This window comes from Brevundimonas sp. NPDC046655 (genome assembly GCF_044901625.1).
Lineage (GTDB): Bacteria > Pseudomonadota > Alphaproteobacteria > Caulobacterales > Caulobacteraceae > Brevundimonas.
The window spans coordinates 47314-62706 of sequence record NZ_JBJDPV010000004.1; the positions used below are offsets into that span (position 1 = coordinate 47314).

Annotated in this window: 20 protein-coding genes; 6 read left to right on the forward strand and 14 right to left on the reverse strand. The window is 70.0% G+C overall.

Translation table 11 applies throughout. The features are described 5' to 3' along the window. Window positions 1–64: 64 nt before the first annotated feature. Window positions 65–673: a response regulator gene (locus ACI2KI_RS11910; protein WP_404620341.1), complete on the forward strand. Its 609-nt coding sequence runs from the start codon at window positions 65–67 to the stop codon at window positions 671–673. Between the two features lie 78 nt (window positions 674–751). Continuing rightward, a complete protein-coding gene (locus ACI2KI_RS11915; protein ID WP_404620343.1) occupies window positions 752–1534 on the forward strand; it encodes a sulfite exporter TauE/SafE family protein in 783 nt (260 codons plus the stop codon). A 58-nt stretch (window positions 1535–1592) separates the two neighbouring features. Here the strand turns inward: ACI2KI_RS11915 and ACI2KI_RS11920 are convergent, their stop codons facing one another. From ACI2KI_RS11920 to ACI2KI_RS11940, 5 genes are all read right to left on the reverse strand, one after another. Next, entirely contained in the window at window positions 1593–2189 is a 597-nt protein-coding gene (locus ACI2KI_RS11920; RefSeq protein ID WP_404620345.1) for a glutathione S-transferase N-terminal domain-containing protein, read from the reverse strand. Window positions 2190–2191: 2 nt separating this feature from the next. Continuing rightward, on the reverse strand, window positions 2192–3322 hold the full coding sequence (ispG, locus tag ACI2KI_RS11925; RefSeq protein ID WP_404620347.1) for a flavodoxin-dependent (E)-4-hydroxy-3-methylbut-2-enyl-diphosphate synthase: 1131 nt from the start codon (window positions 3320–3322) through the stop codon (window positions 2192–2194). A 64-nt stretch (window positions 3323–3386) separates the two neighbouring features. Continuing rightward, window positions 3387–4427: a helix-turn-helix domain-containing protein gene (locus ACI2KI_RS11930; protein ID WP_404620349.1), complete on the reverse strand. Its 1041-nt coding sequence runs from the start codon at window positions 4425–4427 to the stop codon at window positions 3387–3389. Between the two features lie 94 nt (window positions 4428–4521). Further along, the gene (gene ptsP, locus ACI2KI_RS11935) at window positions 4522–6726 is read right to left on the reverse strand and encodes a phosphoenolpyruvate--protein phosphotransferase (protein ID WP_404620855.1); all 2205 of its coding nucleotides are present in this window, start codon (window positions 6724–6726) and stop codon (window positions 4522–4524) included. Window positions 6727–6842: 116 nt separating this feature from the next. Next, window positions 6843–8117, reverse strand: coding sequence for an aspartate kinase (locus ACI2KI_RS11940; protein WP_292085139.1), 1275 nt, complete (start codon window positions 8115–8117; stop codon window positions 6843–6845). Between ACI2KI_RS11940 and ACI2KI_RS11945 the strand changes: the two genes are divergently transcribed. From ACI2KI_RS11945 to ACI2KI_RS11955, 3 genes are read left to right on the forward strand one after another with little or no spacing between them, the layout of a single operon-like run. Continuing rightward, window positions 8065–8187, forward strand: a complete 123-nt coding sequence (locus ACI2KI_RS11945; RefSeq protein WP_404620873.1) for a hypothetical protein — start codon at window positions 8065–8067, stop codon at window positions 8185–8187. The genes ACI2KI_RS11940 and ACI2KI_RS11945 overlap by 53 nt on opposite strands. After that, entirely contained in the window at window positions 8174–8992 is an 819-nt protein-coding gene (ubiG, locus tag ACI2KI_RS11950) for a bifunctional 2-polyprenyl-6-hydroxyphenol methylase/3-demethylubiquinol 3-O-methyltransferase UbiG (protein ID WP_404620351.1), read from the forward strand. Before ACI2KI_RS11945 ends, ubiG begins: the two co-directional genes overlap by 14 nt. Beyond that, window positions 8989–9528 (forward strand): AAA family ATPase, encoded by a 540-nt coding sequence (locus tag ACI2KI_RS11955; protein ID WP_404620353.1) that lies wholly within the window; start codon window positions 8989–8991, stop codon window positions 9526–9528. The genes ubiG and ACI2KI_RS11955 overlap by 4 nt, the downstream gene beginning before the upstream one ends. Here ACI2KI_RS11955 and ACI2KI_RS11960 read toward each other — a convergent pair. Genes ACI2KI_RS11960 through ACI2KI_RS11995 form a run of 8 tightly spaced genes read right to left on the reverse strand, consistent with a single transcriptional unit; the run spans window position 9525 to window position 14294 of the window. Next, complete coding sequence (locus tag ACI2KI_RS11960) at window positions 9525–10085, reverse strand: lipocalin family protein (RefSeq protein ID WP_404620355.1); 561 nt, start codon at window positions 10083–10085, stop codon at window positions 9525–9527. The genes ACI2KI_RS11955 and ACI2KI_RS11960 overlap by 4 nt on opposite strands. A 37-nt stretch (window positions 10086–10122) precedes the next feature. Further along, window positions 10123–10656, reverse strand: coding sequence for a GNAT family N-acetyltransferase (locus ACI2KI_RS11965; protein WP_404620357.1), 534 nt, complete (start codon window positions 10654–10656; stop codon window positions 10123–10125). Continuing rightward, entirely contained in the window at window positions 10611–11072 is a 462-nt protein-coding gene (locus ACI2KI_RS11970) for a DUF6265 family protein (RefSeq protein WP_404620359.1), read from the reverse strand. The genes ACI2KI_RS11965 and ACI2KI_RS11970 overlap by 46 nt, the downstream gene beginning before the upstream one ends. Window positions 11073–11114: 42 nt before the next feature. Then, a complete protein-coding gene (locus ACI2KI_RS11975) occupies window positions 11115–11924 on the reverse strand; it encodes a DUF6597 domain-containing transcriptional factor (RefSeq protein ID WP_404620361.1) in 810 nt (269 codons plus the stop codon). 3 nt (window positions 11925–11927) lie between these two features. Next, window positions 11928–12362 (reverse strand): DUF1178 family protein, encoded by a 435-nt coding sequence (locus ACI2KI_RS11980; RefSeq protein ID WP_404620363.1) that lies wholly within the window; start codon window positions 12360–12362, stop codon window positions 11928–11930. Beyond that, window positions 12359–13198: a carbon-nitrogen hydrolase family protein gene (locus tag ACI2KI_RS11985; protein WP_404620365.1), complete on the reverse strand. Its 840-nt coding sequence runs from the start codon at window positions 13196–13198 to the stop codon at window positions 12359–12361. The genes ACI2KI_RS11980 and ACI2KI_RS11985 overlap by 4 nt, the downstream gene beginning before the upstream one ends. Then, complete coding sequence (grxC, locus tag ACI2KI_RS11990) at window positions 13198–13455, reverse strand: glutaredoxin 3 (protein ID WP_207823671.1); 258 nt, start codon at window positions 13453–13455, stop codon at window positions 13198–13200. Before grxC ends, ACI2KI_RS11985 begins: the two co-directional genes overlap by 1 nt. 32 nt (window positions 13456–13487) lie before the next feature. Continuing rightward, a complete protein-coding gene (locus tag ACI2KI_RS11995; RefSeq protein WP_404620368.1) occupies window positions 13488–14294 on the reverse strand; it encodes a ComF family protein in 807 nt (268 codons plus the stop codon). Between ACI2KI_RS11995 and ACI2KI_RS12000 the strand changes: the two genes are divergently transcribed. After that, entirely contained in the window at window positions 14293–15180 is an 888-nt protein-coding gene (locus ACI2KI_RS12000; RefSeq protein ID WP_404620370.1) for a methyltransferase domain-containing protein, read from the forward strand. The genes ACI2KI_RS11995 and ACI2KI_RS12000 overlap by 2 nt on opposite strands. 8 nt (window positions 15181–15188) lie before the next feature. Here ACI2KI_RS12000 and ACI2KI_RS12005 read toward each other — a convergent pair whose 3' ends face one another. After that, the gene (locus ACI2KI_RS12005; protein WP_292085127.1) at window positions 15189–15371 is read right to left on the reverse strand and encodes a Flp family type IVb pilin; all 183 of its coding nucleotides are present in this window, start codon (window positions 15369–15371) and stop codon (window positions 15189–15191) included. Between the last annotated feature and the right edge of the window lie 22 nt (window positions 15372–15393).

A 15393-nucleotide genomic window follows, 5' to 3' on the forward strand; every position in this document is an offset into this window, starting at 1 on the left:
GCGGTTCCTTCGCAGGTGCAAACCCCCTAGCTCGACGGTGGCTGAAACAAGAACGGAGACAGGGATGTTCGATGGAAACGCGGATTCCACCGCCGGGGCGGACGCCAATGTGGCGCGGCTTTGCGCCCTCTACGACGGGCTGCTTGAGCGTTCGGACGCCGCGCTGTCGCCCGAGGCCGAGACCGAATTGAAGGCTCTGGCCAAGATCTTCGACCTGGACGCCGACCGCCCCGCCGCCGAGCTGTGGCCCTATGTGCGCGCCGTCCTGGTGCGCCAGGCCCCGGCCGAAGCGCCGGACGTCCGGGCCGCGCCCGAGCCCATGACCGTCCTGCTGGTCGAGGACGACGCCGAGGCCGCAGCCGCCCTGACCGAGGCGCTGGACGCCGCCGGACACCGCGTCGTCGGCCCCTTCCACAGCGCCGAGGCCGCCGAGGCGGCCACCGCCCTGCACCCCATCGACGCGGCCCTGCTGGACATCAATCTTTCGGGCGAAGCCACGGGGATCGACCTGGCCCGCAGCCTGAAGGCGCGCTGGGGCGTGCCGGTCATCTTCCTGTCCGGCGACGTCAGCGCGGCCGCCGCCAACGCCGAACTGGCCGCCGCCATGGTGATCAAACCCTATACTGGCCGCGATGTGTTGGACGCCCTGGCGCGGCTGGAGCCCGCCGGCTGATCCCCGCGCAACCAAAGCGCGGCCCCGGCCATTGCCACCGGGGCCGCGACCTGCGTCTGATGAGGCTTAGGGGGCTGAATGGACACTTTTTTCCTGTTTCTGCTGGTGGGCGTTCTGGCCCAGGCGGTCGACGGCGCCCTGGGCATGGCCTACGGCGTCATCTCGTCATCGGTCCTGCTGGCCCTGGGGGTGCCGCCGGCCACGGCCTCGGCCAGCGTCCACGCGGCCGAGGTCTTCACCACCGCCGCCTCGGCCGGCAGCCACGCCTGGCACAGGAATGTGGAGTGGCGGCTCTTCCTGCCGCTGGCCATCGCGGGTGTGATCGGCGGGGTGCTGGGGGCCTATGTCCTGACCGGCATCGACGGGGCGGTCATCAAGCCCTTCATCATCGGCTATCTGGCCCTGATCGGGGTCTGGATCCTGTGGCGGGCGGGGCATGACGTGCCGCATCGCCGCCTGCCGGCCTGGATCACCGCCCCCATCGGGGTGGTCGGCGGCTTTCTGGACGCCATCGGCGGCGGTGGCTGGGGGCCGACCGTGTCCTCCACCATGGTCGGCGCCGGACACGATCCGCGCAAGGCCATCGGCACGGTCAACACCGCCGAGTTCTTCCTGACCGTCGCCATCTCGGCCACCTTCGTCTGGGCCCTGGTGACGGGTCACTGGGAAGAGGCCGGGGCGCTGGAGAACCACCTCGCCGCCGTGGCCGGTCTGGTCGTCGGCGGCCTGATCGCCGCCCCGTTTGCGGGCTTGATCGTCAAGAAGGTGCCGCGCAAGGTCCTGACCTACGCCGTCGGCGGTCTGCTGCTGATCCTCGCCGCCTTCCAGGGCGCGCAACTGGCCGGCCTGATCGGCAAATAGAAAGGGGCAGGACCGACCCGAAGCCCGTCCGCCCCTTCGTCTCAAGTCCTCGTCGCCATCAGACCGGCGCGGTCGCCTGGAAGCTGGGACGCTGCTCCAGCGCAGCCTGCAGAGCGACCAGATGAGGGCGGCCCGCCTTCCAGTCATAGTCCGGGTGACGGAAGCTGATCCAGCTGACGACGATCCCGGCGCTCAGCACGCCCATGTTGAAATCCTCGGCGTCCGGCGCGGCCGCTTCCAGGGCGTCCAGGGCCCGACCCATGTTGAAGGTCCAGCGCTCCATCCACGACGGCGAACGCTCGTGCTCGGGACGGCGCTTCTCCAGCACCAGCTTGACGCCCATCTCCAGCGCCGCGTTGGCCAGGGTCTCCAGTCGCTTGACGCGCAAGCGCTCCGCCCCCTCGGCGGGCATCAGGCGCGGGCCAGAACCCAGGGCGTCCAGATACTCGGCGATGACCGGGCTGTCGGTCAGGGGCAGGCCGTCCTCGGCGATCAGGGTCGGCACCTGCACCACCGGATTGGTCGCCAGCAGCTCCGGCGCATTGGCATAGGGATCGACCGCGATTTCCTCGATGCGGCCGGACAGACCCTTCTCATGGGCGACGATGCGGACCTTGCGCGCGAAGGGCGAAGGGGTGGTGATGTAGAGTTTCATGCTCACTCAGCGGCTTTGCGGGCGGCGTCCAGTTCGGCGGCCTTGGCTTCGACCTGGGCGACGATCTCGTCGATCATGCCGTCATTTGTCTGTTTGTGGGCGATCTTGCCGTTCAGATACAGCATGCCCGAGCCCGCGCCGCCGCCGGTAAAGCCGACGTCGGTATAGAGGGCCTCGCCCGGGCCGTTGACGACACAGCCGATGATCGACAGCGACATGGCCGTCGAGACATGGGCCAGCTTCTCCTCCAGGATCGCCACCGTCTCGATGACGTTGAAGCCCTGACGCGCGCAGGACGGACAGGCGATGATGTTCACCCCCCGGTGCCGCAGGCCCAGCGACTTCAGAATGTCGAAGCCGACCTTGATCTCTTCAACCGGGTCGGCGGCCAGCGAGACGCGGATGGTGTCGCCGATGCCCGCCCACAGCATGCTGCCCATGCCGATGGCGGACTTGATGGTGCCGGTGCGCAGGGGACCGGCCTCGGTCACGCCGAGGTGCAGCGGGCAGTCTATGGCCTCGGCCAGCTGCTGATAGGCGGCCACCGTCAGGAAGGGGTCGGACGCCTTTACCGAGATCTTGAACTCATGGAAGTCCAGGCCCTGCAGGATGCGGGCGTGGTTCAACGCGCTTTCCACCATCGCATCCGGGCAGGGTTCGCCGTATTTCTCCAGCAGCTCCTTTTCCAGCGAGCCGGCGTTGACGCCGATGCGCATGGAGCAGCCGTGGTCGCGGGCGGCCTGGACGACCTCCTTGACCCGGTCCATCGAGCCGATGTTGCCCGGATTGATGCGCAGGCAGGCCGCGCCCGCCTGGGCCGCCTCGATGCCGCGCTTGTAGTGGAAGTGGATGTCGGCCACGAGCGGCACGCGGGCCTCGCGCGCGATCGTCTTGAAGGCCGCCGTCGACTCCACATCGGGGCAGGAGACGCGGACGATGTCGGCCCCGGCCTCTTCCAGCTGACGGATCTGCTCCAGCGTAGCGGCAGCGTCGGTCGTCGGGGTGTTGGTCATCGACTGGACGCTGATCGGAGCGTCGCCGCCGACCGGGACGGAACCCACCATGATCTGGCGGCTCTTGCGGCGCTCGATGTGGCGCCAGGGACGGATGTGGCCGAGTTCGGTGCTGCTCATGTCGCGCGGAACATAGGCGAGGAACGACGGCAAAACCACGACATCAGCCGCGGACCGCGACGATTCATCCGGCGGGAGCGACGGCCGGCGGCGGCGCGGCGGCTGGAGCAACGGCCTGGGCGGCGCGGGCGCGGGCCTGGGCCTCGGCGGCGGCGGCGGCGCGAGCCTCGGACTGGCGCGCTTCGGTCTGGGCGCGGGCGTTCAGGGTCCCCAGCGGCGACTGGGCCGCAGGCAGGGCCCCGCTGTGCTCGCCATTCAGATAGACGTCGAAGGCGGCCGGGTCCGACACGTCGACCGTGGCCGACAGCCCGGGCGGCGCCCGCCAGGCCTCGCCCGCCGCCAGCTGGCGCGCGAACAGGATGCGGCCGTCGCCCTGACGCACCACCAGGGCGGCAGGCTTCTTGGCCTGAAGAATGACCTGGGACGTCGTGGCCGAGGCGCCGTAAACCGCGCCTCGCGGGTTGAAGGCGGCCTGCACCGGCGGCGCGGGAAGCACGACGGCGGCGTTGGGATCGTCCGGGTCGATGCCCGTCAGCTGAGCCTCCAGCCCCGGCGTAATGTAGAGAGCCGGCGTGGTCTGGTCCGGCGGGGCGGCGCGCGGCGCGCCGAGGTACAGAGCCCGCTCGACCTCGGCGTCGGCCTCCTCGGCCCAGTTCTTGGGCACAGCGACCAGATCGGAGGGGTGCGGCGGCTCGATGCGGACCACGCGCTGGAAGACGTTCCATCCGACCACGGCCACGATCAGCACGCCCAGGGCGGCGAGGATCTTGGGCGAGGTGCGGCGCATCTGCTGCAGGGCGGCGCCGGTCGGGGCCTGAAGCGGCACGGCGGCTTCCGGAAACTCGCGCTTGAAGCGCTCGACGGCGGTCAGTTCGTCCAGCCCCAGGGCCCCCGCATAGGCGCGGACATAACCCATGGAGAAAATGCGCGACGGCAAAACCGAGAACTCGTTCTGCTCCAGCGCCGTCAGATAGCGCGGGTGCACACGCGTCATGGTCGACAGCTGGGCCATGGACCGACCCGAGGCGAGGCGGGCGGCGCGCAGGGCTTCGCCCAGCGTCTCGGCGTCCTCAAGGGACGGCGCGTCCTGCCGATCCTGATCCATGCGGGGTTCCGTTGGTGCGGACGCGAAGGCGTCCTGTCCTTGGCTTAGACGAGGCCCGCCCGCCGGGCAACGCGGGAAAGCGGCCCCGCTGCGATCAAACGATGACGTTCAGCTTGCGCGCCAGGGACTCGATCTCGCCGCGCACCGACCCGGCCGAGGACCCGAGCAGGACGTTCATGCCCCGCCGCGCCGCCGGCAGGTCCGCCGACAGGATCATACGCTTGACCGGCCCAACCCCGCCGGCGGGCGCCGACAGGCGGGTATAGCCCAGGGTGATGAGGGCGAAGGCCTCCAGCGGACGGCCGGCCAGCTCGCCGCAGACCGAGACCGGCGTGGCGCTGTCGGCGCACTTCTGCTGGATCTCGGCCAGGGCCCGCAAGGCCGGCGGCGACAGGGGGTCGTAGCGGTCCGAGACCAGGGGATTGGTCCGGTCGGCGGCAAACATGTACTGCAACAGGTCGTTGGTGCCGATCGAGACAAAGTCCGTCAGCGGCAGCAGGGCGTCCAGGTGCCACAGGAGGCTGGGGCATTCGACCATGGCGCCGACGCGCAGCAGGGACGGCAGGGGCCGCCCGCGACGCCGCGCCCAGTCGCACTCGACATCGACCAGTTCGCGCGCGGCGCGGAACTCGTCCACCGTGGCGATCATGGGGAACATGACGCGCAGCTCGCGCCCGGCGGCGGCGGCCAGAAGGGCGCGCACCTGCATCCGCAGCAGGGCCGGACGGTCCAGGCCCAGACGGATGGCGCGACGGCCCAGGGCCGGGTTCTCCTCCCGCTCATTGTCCAGGTAGGGAAGGACCTTGTCGCCGCCGATGTCGAGGGTGCGGAAGGTGACAGGCCGGTCGCCCGCCGCATCCAGCACCAGCTTGTACAGCGCCGTCTGGGCGTCCAGGCGCGGCAGCTCGTCCGAGACCATGAACTGGAACTCGGTGCGGAACAGGCCGATGCCCTCGGCCCCGGTCGCGTCCAGATTCTCCAGATCCACGGCCAGACCGGCGTTGGTCAGGATGGTGATGCGGGAGCCGTCCTTTGTCACCGCGGGCGTGTCGCGCAGCAGGTCGAACTCGGCCCGGCGCTGTTCGCGCAGGGCCATGCGGGTCTGGACCGCCGCCAGCATGTCGGGACGCGGTCGCAGATAGGCCTCGCCCGTCTCGCCGTCGACGATGACCTGATCGCCTTCCGACAGGCGGTCGCGCAGGCCCTGCAGACGGCCGACGCAGGGGATTTGCAGGGCGCGGGCGACGATGGCCGCGTGACTGGCGGCCGAGCCTTCTTCCAACAGCAGGCCGCGCAGCTTGTGGCGCGGATACTCCAGCAGGTCGGCGGGTCCTAGGTTACGGGCCACCAGGATGGCGTCGTCGGGAAGGTCGCGCTGACCCGGATTGTCGCCCGCCAGCACCCGCAGCAGACGGTTGGCCAGATCCTCGAAGTCGTGCAGCCGCTCGCGGATATAGGGGTCGCGGGCCTTGGCGAAGCGGGCGCGGTGTTCGTTGCGGACCCGGTCGACGGCCGCCTCGGCGGTCAGGCCCGAGCGCACCGCCTCCTCCAGCGACCGGTTCCAGCCCCGGTCGTCGGCGAACATGCGATAGGTCTCGAGCACCTCGAACGAGGTGCCGCCCAGCTTGCCCTGGCCGCCTTCCAGCATGTCGTCGATGCCGGCCTTGAGCGCCGACAGGGCCTCGGCCAGACGCTTTTCCTCGGCGACAGGGTCGTCGGACAGCAGTTGCTCAGGCGCCAGCGGCGCCTCGTGCTGGACGACGACGCCGTAGGCCAGGCCCTCGGCGAACTTCTGACCCTTCAGCCGTTCGGGGCGGTGGGGCGCCACCTCGACGTCGCGCAGCTCGTCCTGGGCCAGAAGCTCGCCCGAGGCGACCGTCTCGGCCAGGACCATGGCGATGGTCTGGATGTCCTCGACCTCTTCCTCGTCATAGCGACGGGCGGCGCGGTTCTGGACGACCAGAACCCCGATAGCCCGACCACCCCGCAGCAGGGGCGCGCCGAGGAAGGCGTGAAAGGGGTCTTCGCCCGTTTCCGGACGATAGGAGAAGCTGGGATGGGACGGGGCGTCCGACAGGCTGATCGGCTGGGCCAGCCGGGCCACCTCGCCGACCAGGCCCTCGCCGGGCCGCAGCCGGGTGTTGTGGACGGCCTCGGGGTTCAACCCTTGCGTGGCGAACAGCTCCAGCTCGCCCGAGGCGCGGCGCAGATAGATGGAGCAGACCTCGGCCACCATGGACTGGGCGATGACGCGCACCACCATGTCCAGCCGATCCTGCGCCGGGCCGCCGCCGGCCATGGCTTCGCGGATCTGGCGCAGGAGGTTGCGAGGCCCCCTCGTCGTCAATCCGCCCTTCACCATGTCGCCTCCCGCCTTGCCGCCCTTCGCTCAGATAGGGCGGCGTTGCTGTTTTCCTATAGGGCGTCGAGCCCGTAGGCCGCGTGCAACGCGCGCACGGCCAGTTCGGAATAGGCGTCCTCGATCAGAACGCTGATCTTGATTTCCGAGGTCGAGATGGCCTGGAACTTGACGCCCTTGTCGGCCAGGGCCCGGAACATGGTCTGGGCCACGCCGGCATGGCTGCGCATGCCCACGCCGATGACCGAGATCTTGGCCACGTCGGCGTCGATGCGCAGTTCCTCAAAGCCGATCTCGGCCTTGGCGGCGGTCATCATCTCGGCGGCGCGCTGGGCGTCGCGGCGACCCGTCGTGAAGGTCAGGTTCACCGCGCCCTCGGTGCGGGCCTGGCTCTGCACGATCATGTCCACATTGACGTTGGCCTCGGCCAGACGCGTGAAGACGTCGGCGGGGGCGTCGGTGCGGTCCGCCAGACCCAGCAGCGTGATCCGGGCTTCGTCCCGGCTCATGGTCACGCCGGAAACGATGCGCTTTTCCACGATCTCATCCTCGTCACAAATCAGGGTGCCGGCGTTTTCCGGCAGATTTCCATTTTCATCCGGCTCGATGAAGCTGGACAGGACCCGAACCGGGACCTGCTTGGCCATGGCCAGTTCAACCGAGCGGGTCTGCAGCACCTTGGCCCCCAGGGAGGCCATTTCCAGCATCTCCTCATAGGAGACCTTTTCCAGGCGCCGCGCGCGGCTCTCGATGCGGGGGTCGGTCGTATAGACGCCGTCCACGTCGGTGTAGATGTCGCAAGGGGCGCCGAGCGCCGCCGCCACCGCCACCGCCGAGGTGTCGGAGCCGCCGCGGCCGAGCGTGGTGATGCGCCCGTCGCGGGTCACGCCCTGGAAGCCGGGCACGATGGCGATCTGGCCGCTGTCGACTGCGGCGCCCAGGACGTCGCCAGGCACGTCCTCGATGCGGGCGCGACCGTGGGCGTCGTCGGTCAGGATCGGAATCTGCCAGCCCATCCAACTGCGCGCGTTAAGGCCCATGTTGCGCAGGGTCAGGGCCAGAAGGCCTGACGTCACCTGCTCGCCCGAGGCGACCACCACATCGTATTCGTCGTCCGACAGGGGCAGGCCCGCAGCGGCCGGTCCCGCGCCGTCGGTCCAGGCCACCAGCTCATTGGTCTTGCCGGCCATGGCGGACACCACCACGGCGATCTGTTTGCCCTTGGCGGCCTCGGCGGCGATAATTCGCGCCGCACGACGAATACGCTCGAGGTCCCCCATGGAGGTCCCCCCGAACTTCATCACCAGTCGTGTCGTTTCGGGCCGCGTCATCGTGGCGTTTCGTCCCCTGCTTGCATGGGCGGCCGAGGCGGTTCATGCCTGCGGCCATGTCCGCTTCTAACGACAGCCTTGAGCCGCGCAAACCCCAAAGCGAAGAGGGTTTTTCACCCTTTGCAACCGATCGTGCCGAGGGGCCGAGCATCGATCCCGCCGATGTGGCGCGCTTTTCGGCCCAGGCGGCCGAGTGGTGGGACCCGAAAGGCCCGTTCGCGCCCCTGCACCGCTTCAACCCGGCGCGGCTGAAATTCGTCCGCGACCGGGCCGCCGAACACTATGGCCGCGACGTTCGGACGCGCGCGCCCTTCCACGGTCTCAGCCTGATCGACATCGGCTGCGGCGGCGGCCTGATCGCCGAACCGATGCGGCGCATGGGCTTCGAGGTCACGGCGCTGGACGCCTCGTCCGAGAACATCGGCACGGCCCGCGCCCACGCCGAACAGATGGGCCTCGACATCGCCTACCGCGCCGCCACCGTCGAGCAGATGGTGGAAGCGGGCGCCGGCCCCTTCGACGTGGTCCTGACCATGGAGGTGATCGAGCACGTCGCCGATCCCGAAGCCTTCGTCCGCGCCTGTTCCAAGCTGATCAAGCCGGGCGGGATGATGGTCGTCGCCACCTTGAACCGTACCCTGAAGGGCCTGCTGCTAGGCAAGGTCGCGGCTGAATATGTGTTGCGCTGGGTCCCCGCCGGAACCCACGACTGGCGCCAATTCCTCAGGCCCGAGGAGTTGCGCGCCATGCTGGACGGCGAGCCCCTGACCGTCACCGGCCCTTACGGGCTGGCCTATGACCCGCTCAACGACCGCTGGAGCGAGGGCGACGACGTCGGCATCAACTACATGATGATGGCGACGCGGGACGCATGACAGCGCGCCGGCGCATCGTCGTCACGGGCGGCCCGGGCTCGGGCAAGACCAGTCTGATCGAGGCTTTGGCGGCGGCGGGTCACGCCACCTCGCCCGAGGTCGGACGAGCCGTCATCCGGCGCCAGCAGGCCATCGACGGACAGGCCCTGCCATGGCGCGACCGCGCCCTGTTCGCCGAGCTGATGCTGGACTGCGAACTGGAGGCCCACGCCCGCGCCGAGGATGCAATCGGCCCGATCTTCTTTGACCGCGGAGCGCCCGACGTGGTCGGCTACCTGACCCTGTGCGGCCTGCCGGTTCCGTCCCATGTCGAACGGGCGGCACGCGAAGTCCGCTATGACCGGCGCGTCTTCATCGCCCCCGTCTGGCCAGAGATTTTCGCTCAGGACGCCGAACGCAGACAGGATCTGGACGAGGCGCAGCGCACCTTCGACGCCATGGCCAAGGTCTATCCGCGATTCGGCTACGACCTGATCGAACTGCCGAAGGCGCCCGTCGCCGAGCGGGTCGCCTTCGTCCTGTCGAGGCTCGCCTAGCCCGGCTGCTGCGTCTCGCGCAGCAGCGACAGGTCGTAACCCAGGGCCTGGACCCGGTTGCGCAAGGCCTGACGGGTTTCCGCCGCGGGGCGGGCCTCGCGGCTGAGGATCCAGAGATAGCGGCCCGAGGGCTCGCCGACGATCGACCAGCTGTAGTCGTCGGCGTGGTCCAGCACCCAGTAGTCGCCGACATAGAAGGGACCGAAGAAGGAGACCTTCAGCTTGGCGTTGTCGCTGCCCTCGACGACCTTGGCGCGGGCTTCGGCCTGCTTCACCGGGCCGTCGACCGCGCCCTGGCGGCAGCGGTTCAGCACGCCGATCAGACCGTCGTCGCGTAGGCTATAGTCGGCCGTCACCGCCTCGCAGTCCTTCTGGAAACCGGCCTCATAGCGGGCCAGCTCGTACCAGCGTCCGAGATAGCGGTTCAGGTCCACCGGCTTGGCCGGTTGCGGCACTGCGGCGTTGCCGACCGGCCCGCGTTGCAGGGTGGCGCAGGCGCCGAGGGCCAGGGCGGCGCCGGCCAGCAGGACGAGGGGAAGAGTGCGTTTGAAGCTCATGGGCTCCGAAAGACCCGAGCCCCGCCTAAGGTTCCGCTTAGAGCGTCCGGATCATGTAGCGGGCGTCGTCGCCGTAGCTGGCCAGTTTTTCGGCCATGCCGGGCGGATTCTGGACGACGAAGCCGTTGCGCTCCCAGAAGACAGTCGCCTCGTTGACGGCGACCAGGGCGATCTCGGGCCAGCCCCCCGCCTTCGCCTGTTCCGCCAGACGCTCGACGATGGGCCGCGTGTAGCCGCCGCCGCGCGTGTCGGGGTGGACGGCCAGGTCGTGCAGATAGATGACCTCGGCGTCCTCGGGCACGGCGCCGATCAGGCTGTCCAGCGGCGGGGCGGCGTTGCGCTTCCACGGATAGGCCATCAGATAGCCCATGACAGTTCCGGCGGCGTCGGACAGGACGAAGCAGCCCTCGGGCGCCAGGGCCTGACGCTCGGCGAAGCACTCGCGCGCCTCGAAATGATCGGGGAAGGACAGGCGGGCCACCGCGACGACGCCATCGACGTCGTCGGGCGTCATGGGCCGCCAGCTTAGCTGGGACAGCGAGCGTTCAGCTCCGCCTTGTTGAAGTTCCATTCCACGCTCCGGGTCTCATCGTCGTTCGCCCCTTCGATGCGGGCGGTCAGCACATCCCCCGCGCGCTGATAGAGGATGCGGTGCGGAAAGTCGTTGGCGGGATTAGCGAAAACCGCCCGCTGCGGCCCGCTTTCGATCAGGCGGAAGGGGGTCGGCGCGGCCCCGGCCGGCTGCGCGACATAGGCCATGACGCCGTCCTGCAGGCGGGTGATGCGCGCGAACTCGAAGCCGCTGCGGCCATTGCGCACAGTCACGGTATGACCGACCATCAGACCCGCGCGCGGGTCGCTCCAGGTCTCCGAAGCCTCGCGTCCTCGCGAACAGTCCAGCCAGTAGCCGGCCAGCCACGACAGGTCGGGCGCAGGCGGTGCCGCCTGTATCAGGGCGGCGGCCGAAAGCGCGGTCAGCAAGGCCATCGAAGTCTCCCTCCTCGGTTCGGAAAGAAACCTAGCCGGTTTCTAGTCGTCCCGCTTGTAGGTTTGCGACGCCAGCTGACGGGCCAGTTCCATCTGATCGCGCGCCCATTCGGTGGCGGTGCAGCCTAGGAAGCGACGAAAATCGCGGGCCATCTGAGGCTGGTCGAAATAGCCGGCGGCCAGACCCGCCTCCAGCCAGGAGGCGGCGTCGGCGTCCGGGCCCGTGGCATGGTCGAAGATGCGGCGGAAGCGGAAGACCGAGCGCAGGGTGCGCGGCGCCACGCCGACGCGGTCGCGGAAACGGCGTTGCAGGGCGCGGCGTCCGGCGGGGTTGAGCGCAAGCCCCTCGTTCTCGCGTTCGGCGGCGTCGACCTGGCCGCGCACGCCGGGATCGAGCCGCCAGTCGCCCGCCTGACGCTGAACTTCCAGCCAGTCGGCCAGAGCCGCCGCCTGGGCCGCCGGATCGCCGGACGGGGCGGTAAAGCCGCGTAGCCGCGCCGTGAGGTCCAGCCGCAGGTCCGTCGCCTCGATCAGCGGACGGGCCAGGAAGTCCCGCGCCCCGTCCGGCTCGAACTTGGCGGCGACGATCTCCACCGAGCCAACCGGACGGATGGCCATGGGCCGGGTCATCTGACCGGCGAAGATGACCGGCGGCTGGGGCCGAAAGACGCCGTCCTCGCCCGCTTCCTCGTAGGGGGCGGCCAAATCGATCACCAGTTCGGGACAGCCGTCGGGGGCGATGCGCTGCACCTCGCCGGTCGGGGTCGGCGCCGCATAGGTCCACAGCACGCGCACGAAGGGCCGCAGAGACGGCGGCGGCGCGAACTCCTGATAACGTTCCCCCTCCCCCATGCGTCAGTTCGCCTTCTTCGGGTCGGGCGGCAGGCTGGGCAGGGGAGCGCAGGGCACGCCGTCGTCCTTCAACTTCTTCACCTCGGCGGGCGTCGCCTCGCCGTAGATCTCGCGTTTTTCCGAGCGCCCCTCGTGGATGTCGCGGGCCTCGCGGACGAAGGCGTCGCCGACATAGTCGAAATTCTGCTCGACATGCTCGCGCACCTCGCGCGCCGCCTGCATCATCATGGAGCGCATCTGCTTCATGGCGTCGGGCGACGGGGCGGTCTTCTTCGTGCCCGCGACGGACGGGGCCATGATCTGCTTGCGCACGGCCGTCGAGCCGCAGAAGGGGCACTCCACCAGACCGCGCGCAGCCTGATCGTCATAGTCGCTCGAAGAGGCGAACCAGGCCTCGAAGCCGTGGTCGTGGTCGCAGGACAGGGCGTAGCGGATCATTGCGGCGGGTCGAATTCGCGGTCGTGGCGCAGGGCCGGGATCGAGCCGCGCGCCCGGTCCACGGCGCCCAGGTCCAGGGTGGCGTGCAGGACGCCGGGTTCATCGTGGTCGGTGCGGGCGATGACCTCGCCCCAGGGGCCGATGATCAGGGACCGGCCCCAGGTCTGACGGCCGTCCTCGTGCGTCCCGCCCTGGGCCGGGGCCAGGATGAAGGCGCCGGTCTCGATGGCGCGCGCCCGCAGCAGGGTCTCCCAGTGGGCCTCGCCGGTCGGTCGGGTAAAGGCGGCGGGCACGGCGATCATGGCCGCTCCGGCCTGGGCCAGTTGGCGATGCAGATGCGGGAAGCGCACGTCGTAGCAGATGGTCAGGCCCAGACCGCCCCAGGGCGTATCGGCCAAACGCGCCGCTTCGCCGGGCCGCACCGAGGCGCTCTCGCGATAGGTCTCGCCATCAGCCAGATCGACATCGAAGACGTGCAGTTTGTCATAGCGGGCCGTGATCGCCCCGGTCGGATCGATCAGCAGGGAGCGGTTGGCGGCGCGGGCGTCGCCGGGCGCGCTTGATCGCACGATGGCCGAGCCGATCAGCAGCCAGACGCCCAGTTCCACCGCCAGGGCGCGAAGGCCCAGAACCGCCGCGTCGGCCTCTTCGCTCGACAGGGCGGCGTCGCGCAGGGCCCGACGCTGTTCGAGGAAGTTGGTTCCTTCGGGCGTCAGGATCAGTTGCGCCCCGCCCGCCGCCGCCTGGCGGATCAGCGGCTCGACATGGGCCAGCCCCGCGGGCGCCGTCGCCGGCGTCCGCGTCTGGATCAGCGCGACCTCGAGCCGCTCGCCCATCAGGCCGCCAGCAGGGGATCCAGACCGCCCTTGCGGTCCAGGGCGTGGATGTCGTCCGAGCCGCCGACGTGCTGGCCGTTGATGAAGATCTGCGGGAAGGTGGCCTTGCCGCCCGAACGCGCGACCATCTCGGCCTTCTTTTCCGGGTCGTTCGAGGCGACGATCTCGGTGAACTCGGCGCCCTTGCGGGTCAGCAGACCCATGGCGGCGACGCAATAGGGGCAACCGGGCTTGGTGTAGATGACGACTTCGGCCAACTCAGGAACTCCTTGAACTGCAGGCTGGCCCCCTACTTAGGCGGTTCGCGCGCGGTTCGCACCCTCGCGATCACCGCCAGGTCCACGGCGCGGGCGCCGGCCTCCATCAAGGCCCGCGCACAGGCCTCGGCCGTGGCCCCGGTCGTCAGGACGTCATCGATCAGCAGGATGCGCCGCCCCTTGATCCGGCGACGCCCGGCCCCGGTGACGGCGAAGGCCTTCTTCACGTTCAGCCGCCGTCCGCGCGCCGACTTGCCGCCCTGGCTGGCGGTCGGGGCGCTGCGGATCAGGGCGTCGGGCAGGTAGTCGAGCCCGGCATGACGGGCCAGCGGCCGCGCCACCTCGGCGGCCTGATTGAAGCGCCGGGCCAGCAGGCGGGACCGGTGCAGGGGCACGGGAACCACGGCGTCGGCCTCGGCCACCACGTCGGCGGCCGAGCGAGCGATCCAGCGGGCGAACAGGGGCGCGAACTGCTGCTGATCGCCGTGCTTGAACTTGAGGATCAGCCCCCGCGAGGCCTCGTCATAGACGCAGGCGGCGCGAGCGCGGGCGAAGGCGTAGGGCTGGACCTGACAGGCCAGGCAGCGGTCGGAGGCGAAGTCGCCGCCGTCATATTCGAAGGCCGCGCCGCAGCCGTCGCAGACGGGGGCTTCCAGAAAGGCCACCCGGCTCCAGGCGTCGGGCGTCAGGCCCGCCGAGGCCGTGGCCTCGCGGCTGTCGTGGGCCATGGGCGGCAGCAGAATATCCAGCAGACCGCGCCCCGCATTGCGCGCGCGGGATGCTATAGGCGCGATCACGCCTTTCATTCGACCCTGCCAGCCCCCATCCTGAACCGACATGAGCGCCCCCTCCCCCGGTCCCCCGATCATCTTCGACGCCGCCCGCCGCGCCGCGCGCCTGAGCCGCGCCGCCCGACGCTTCCCCGACGCCGACTTCCTGCACGTGCGCGCCGCCGAGAACGCGGTGAACAGCCTGGAGGTGATCCTGCGCGAGTTTCAGGCCCCCGTCGACCTGTCGCCCCATCCGGGCGTCTTCGCCCGGGCGGTGGCCGACAGTTCGGCCCGCGATCGGGTTGCCGAAGTGCGCGCCGTCGGATCGATGGCCGAACGCGCCGCGCCGGGGGCCGGGCCTCTGGGGCTGGAGGACCAGTCGGCGGACCTGATCGTCAACCTGCTCGGCCTGCACTGGGCCAACGACCTGCCCGGCGCGCTCAGCCAGATCCGGCGCGCCCTGAGGCCCGACGGCCTGTTCGTGGCCAGCCTGTTCGGGGCGGCGACGCTGAAGGAGTTGCGCGGCGTGCTGACCGAGGCCGAGCTGGAGGTCAACGGCGGGGCCCAGGCCCGCGTCTCGCCCTTCGCCGACGGCTTCGACGGAGCGGGCCTGCTGCAGCGGGCGGGCTTCGCCCTGCCGGTCAGCGACGTGGACCGGGTGACGGTGCGCTATGGCGATCCCTTCGCCCTGATGCGCGACCTGCGGGCCATGGGCGAGACCAATGTGCTGGCGGGTCCCATCAAGCCGCTAGGCCGGGCGGTGCTGGCCCGCGCGGCGCAGCTCTACGCCGAGCGCCACGCCGAGGCGGACGGGCGCATCCCGGCAACCTTCGAGATGGTGCATCTCGCCGGCTGGGCCCCGCACGAGAGCCAGCAGAAGCCGGCTCGACGCGGCTCGGCCAAGACCCGTCTGGCGGACGCGCTCGGCGTCAGGGAACAGACCGGTCGGACCTGAGGCCGCCGTCAGGCGCCGCCGATGGCCGTGGAGATGGTTTCGCTGATGTAGTCGTACATGGCCCCGGTCCGCGCGGTGAAGGCGCCGATGGCGGCGATGATGGCCACAAAGATCAGGCTGGCGATCAGGCCGTACTCAATGGCCGTGGCGCCGCTGTCGTCGTGAAGGAACCGGCCGATGAAACGTCGCATCCCGGCCCCTCCCTCGGCGCCT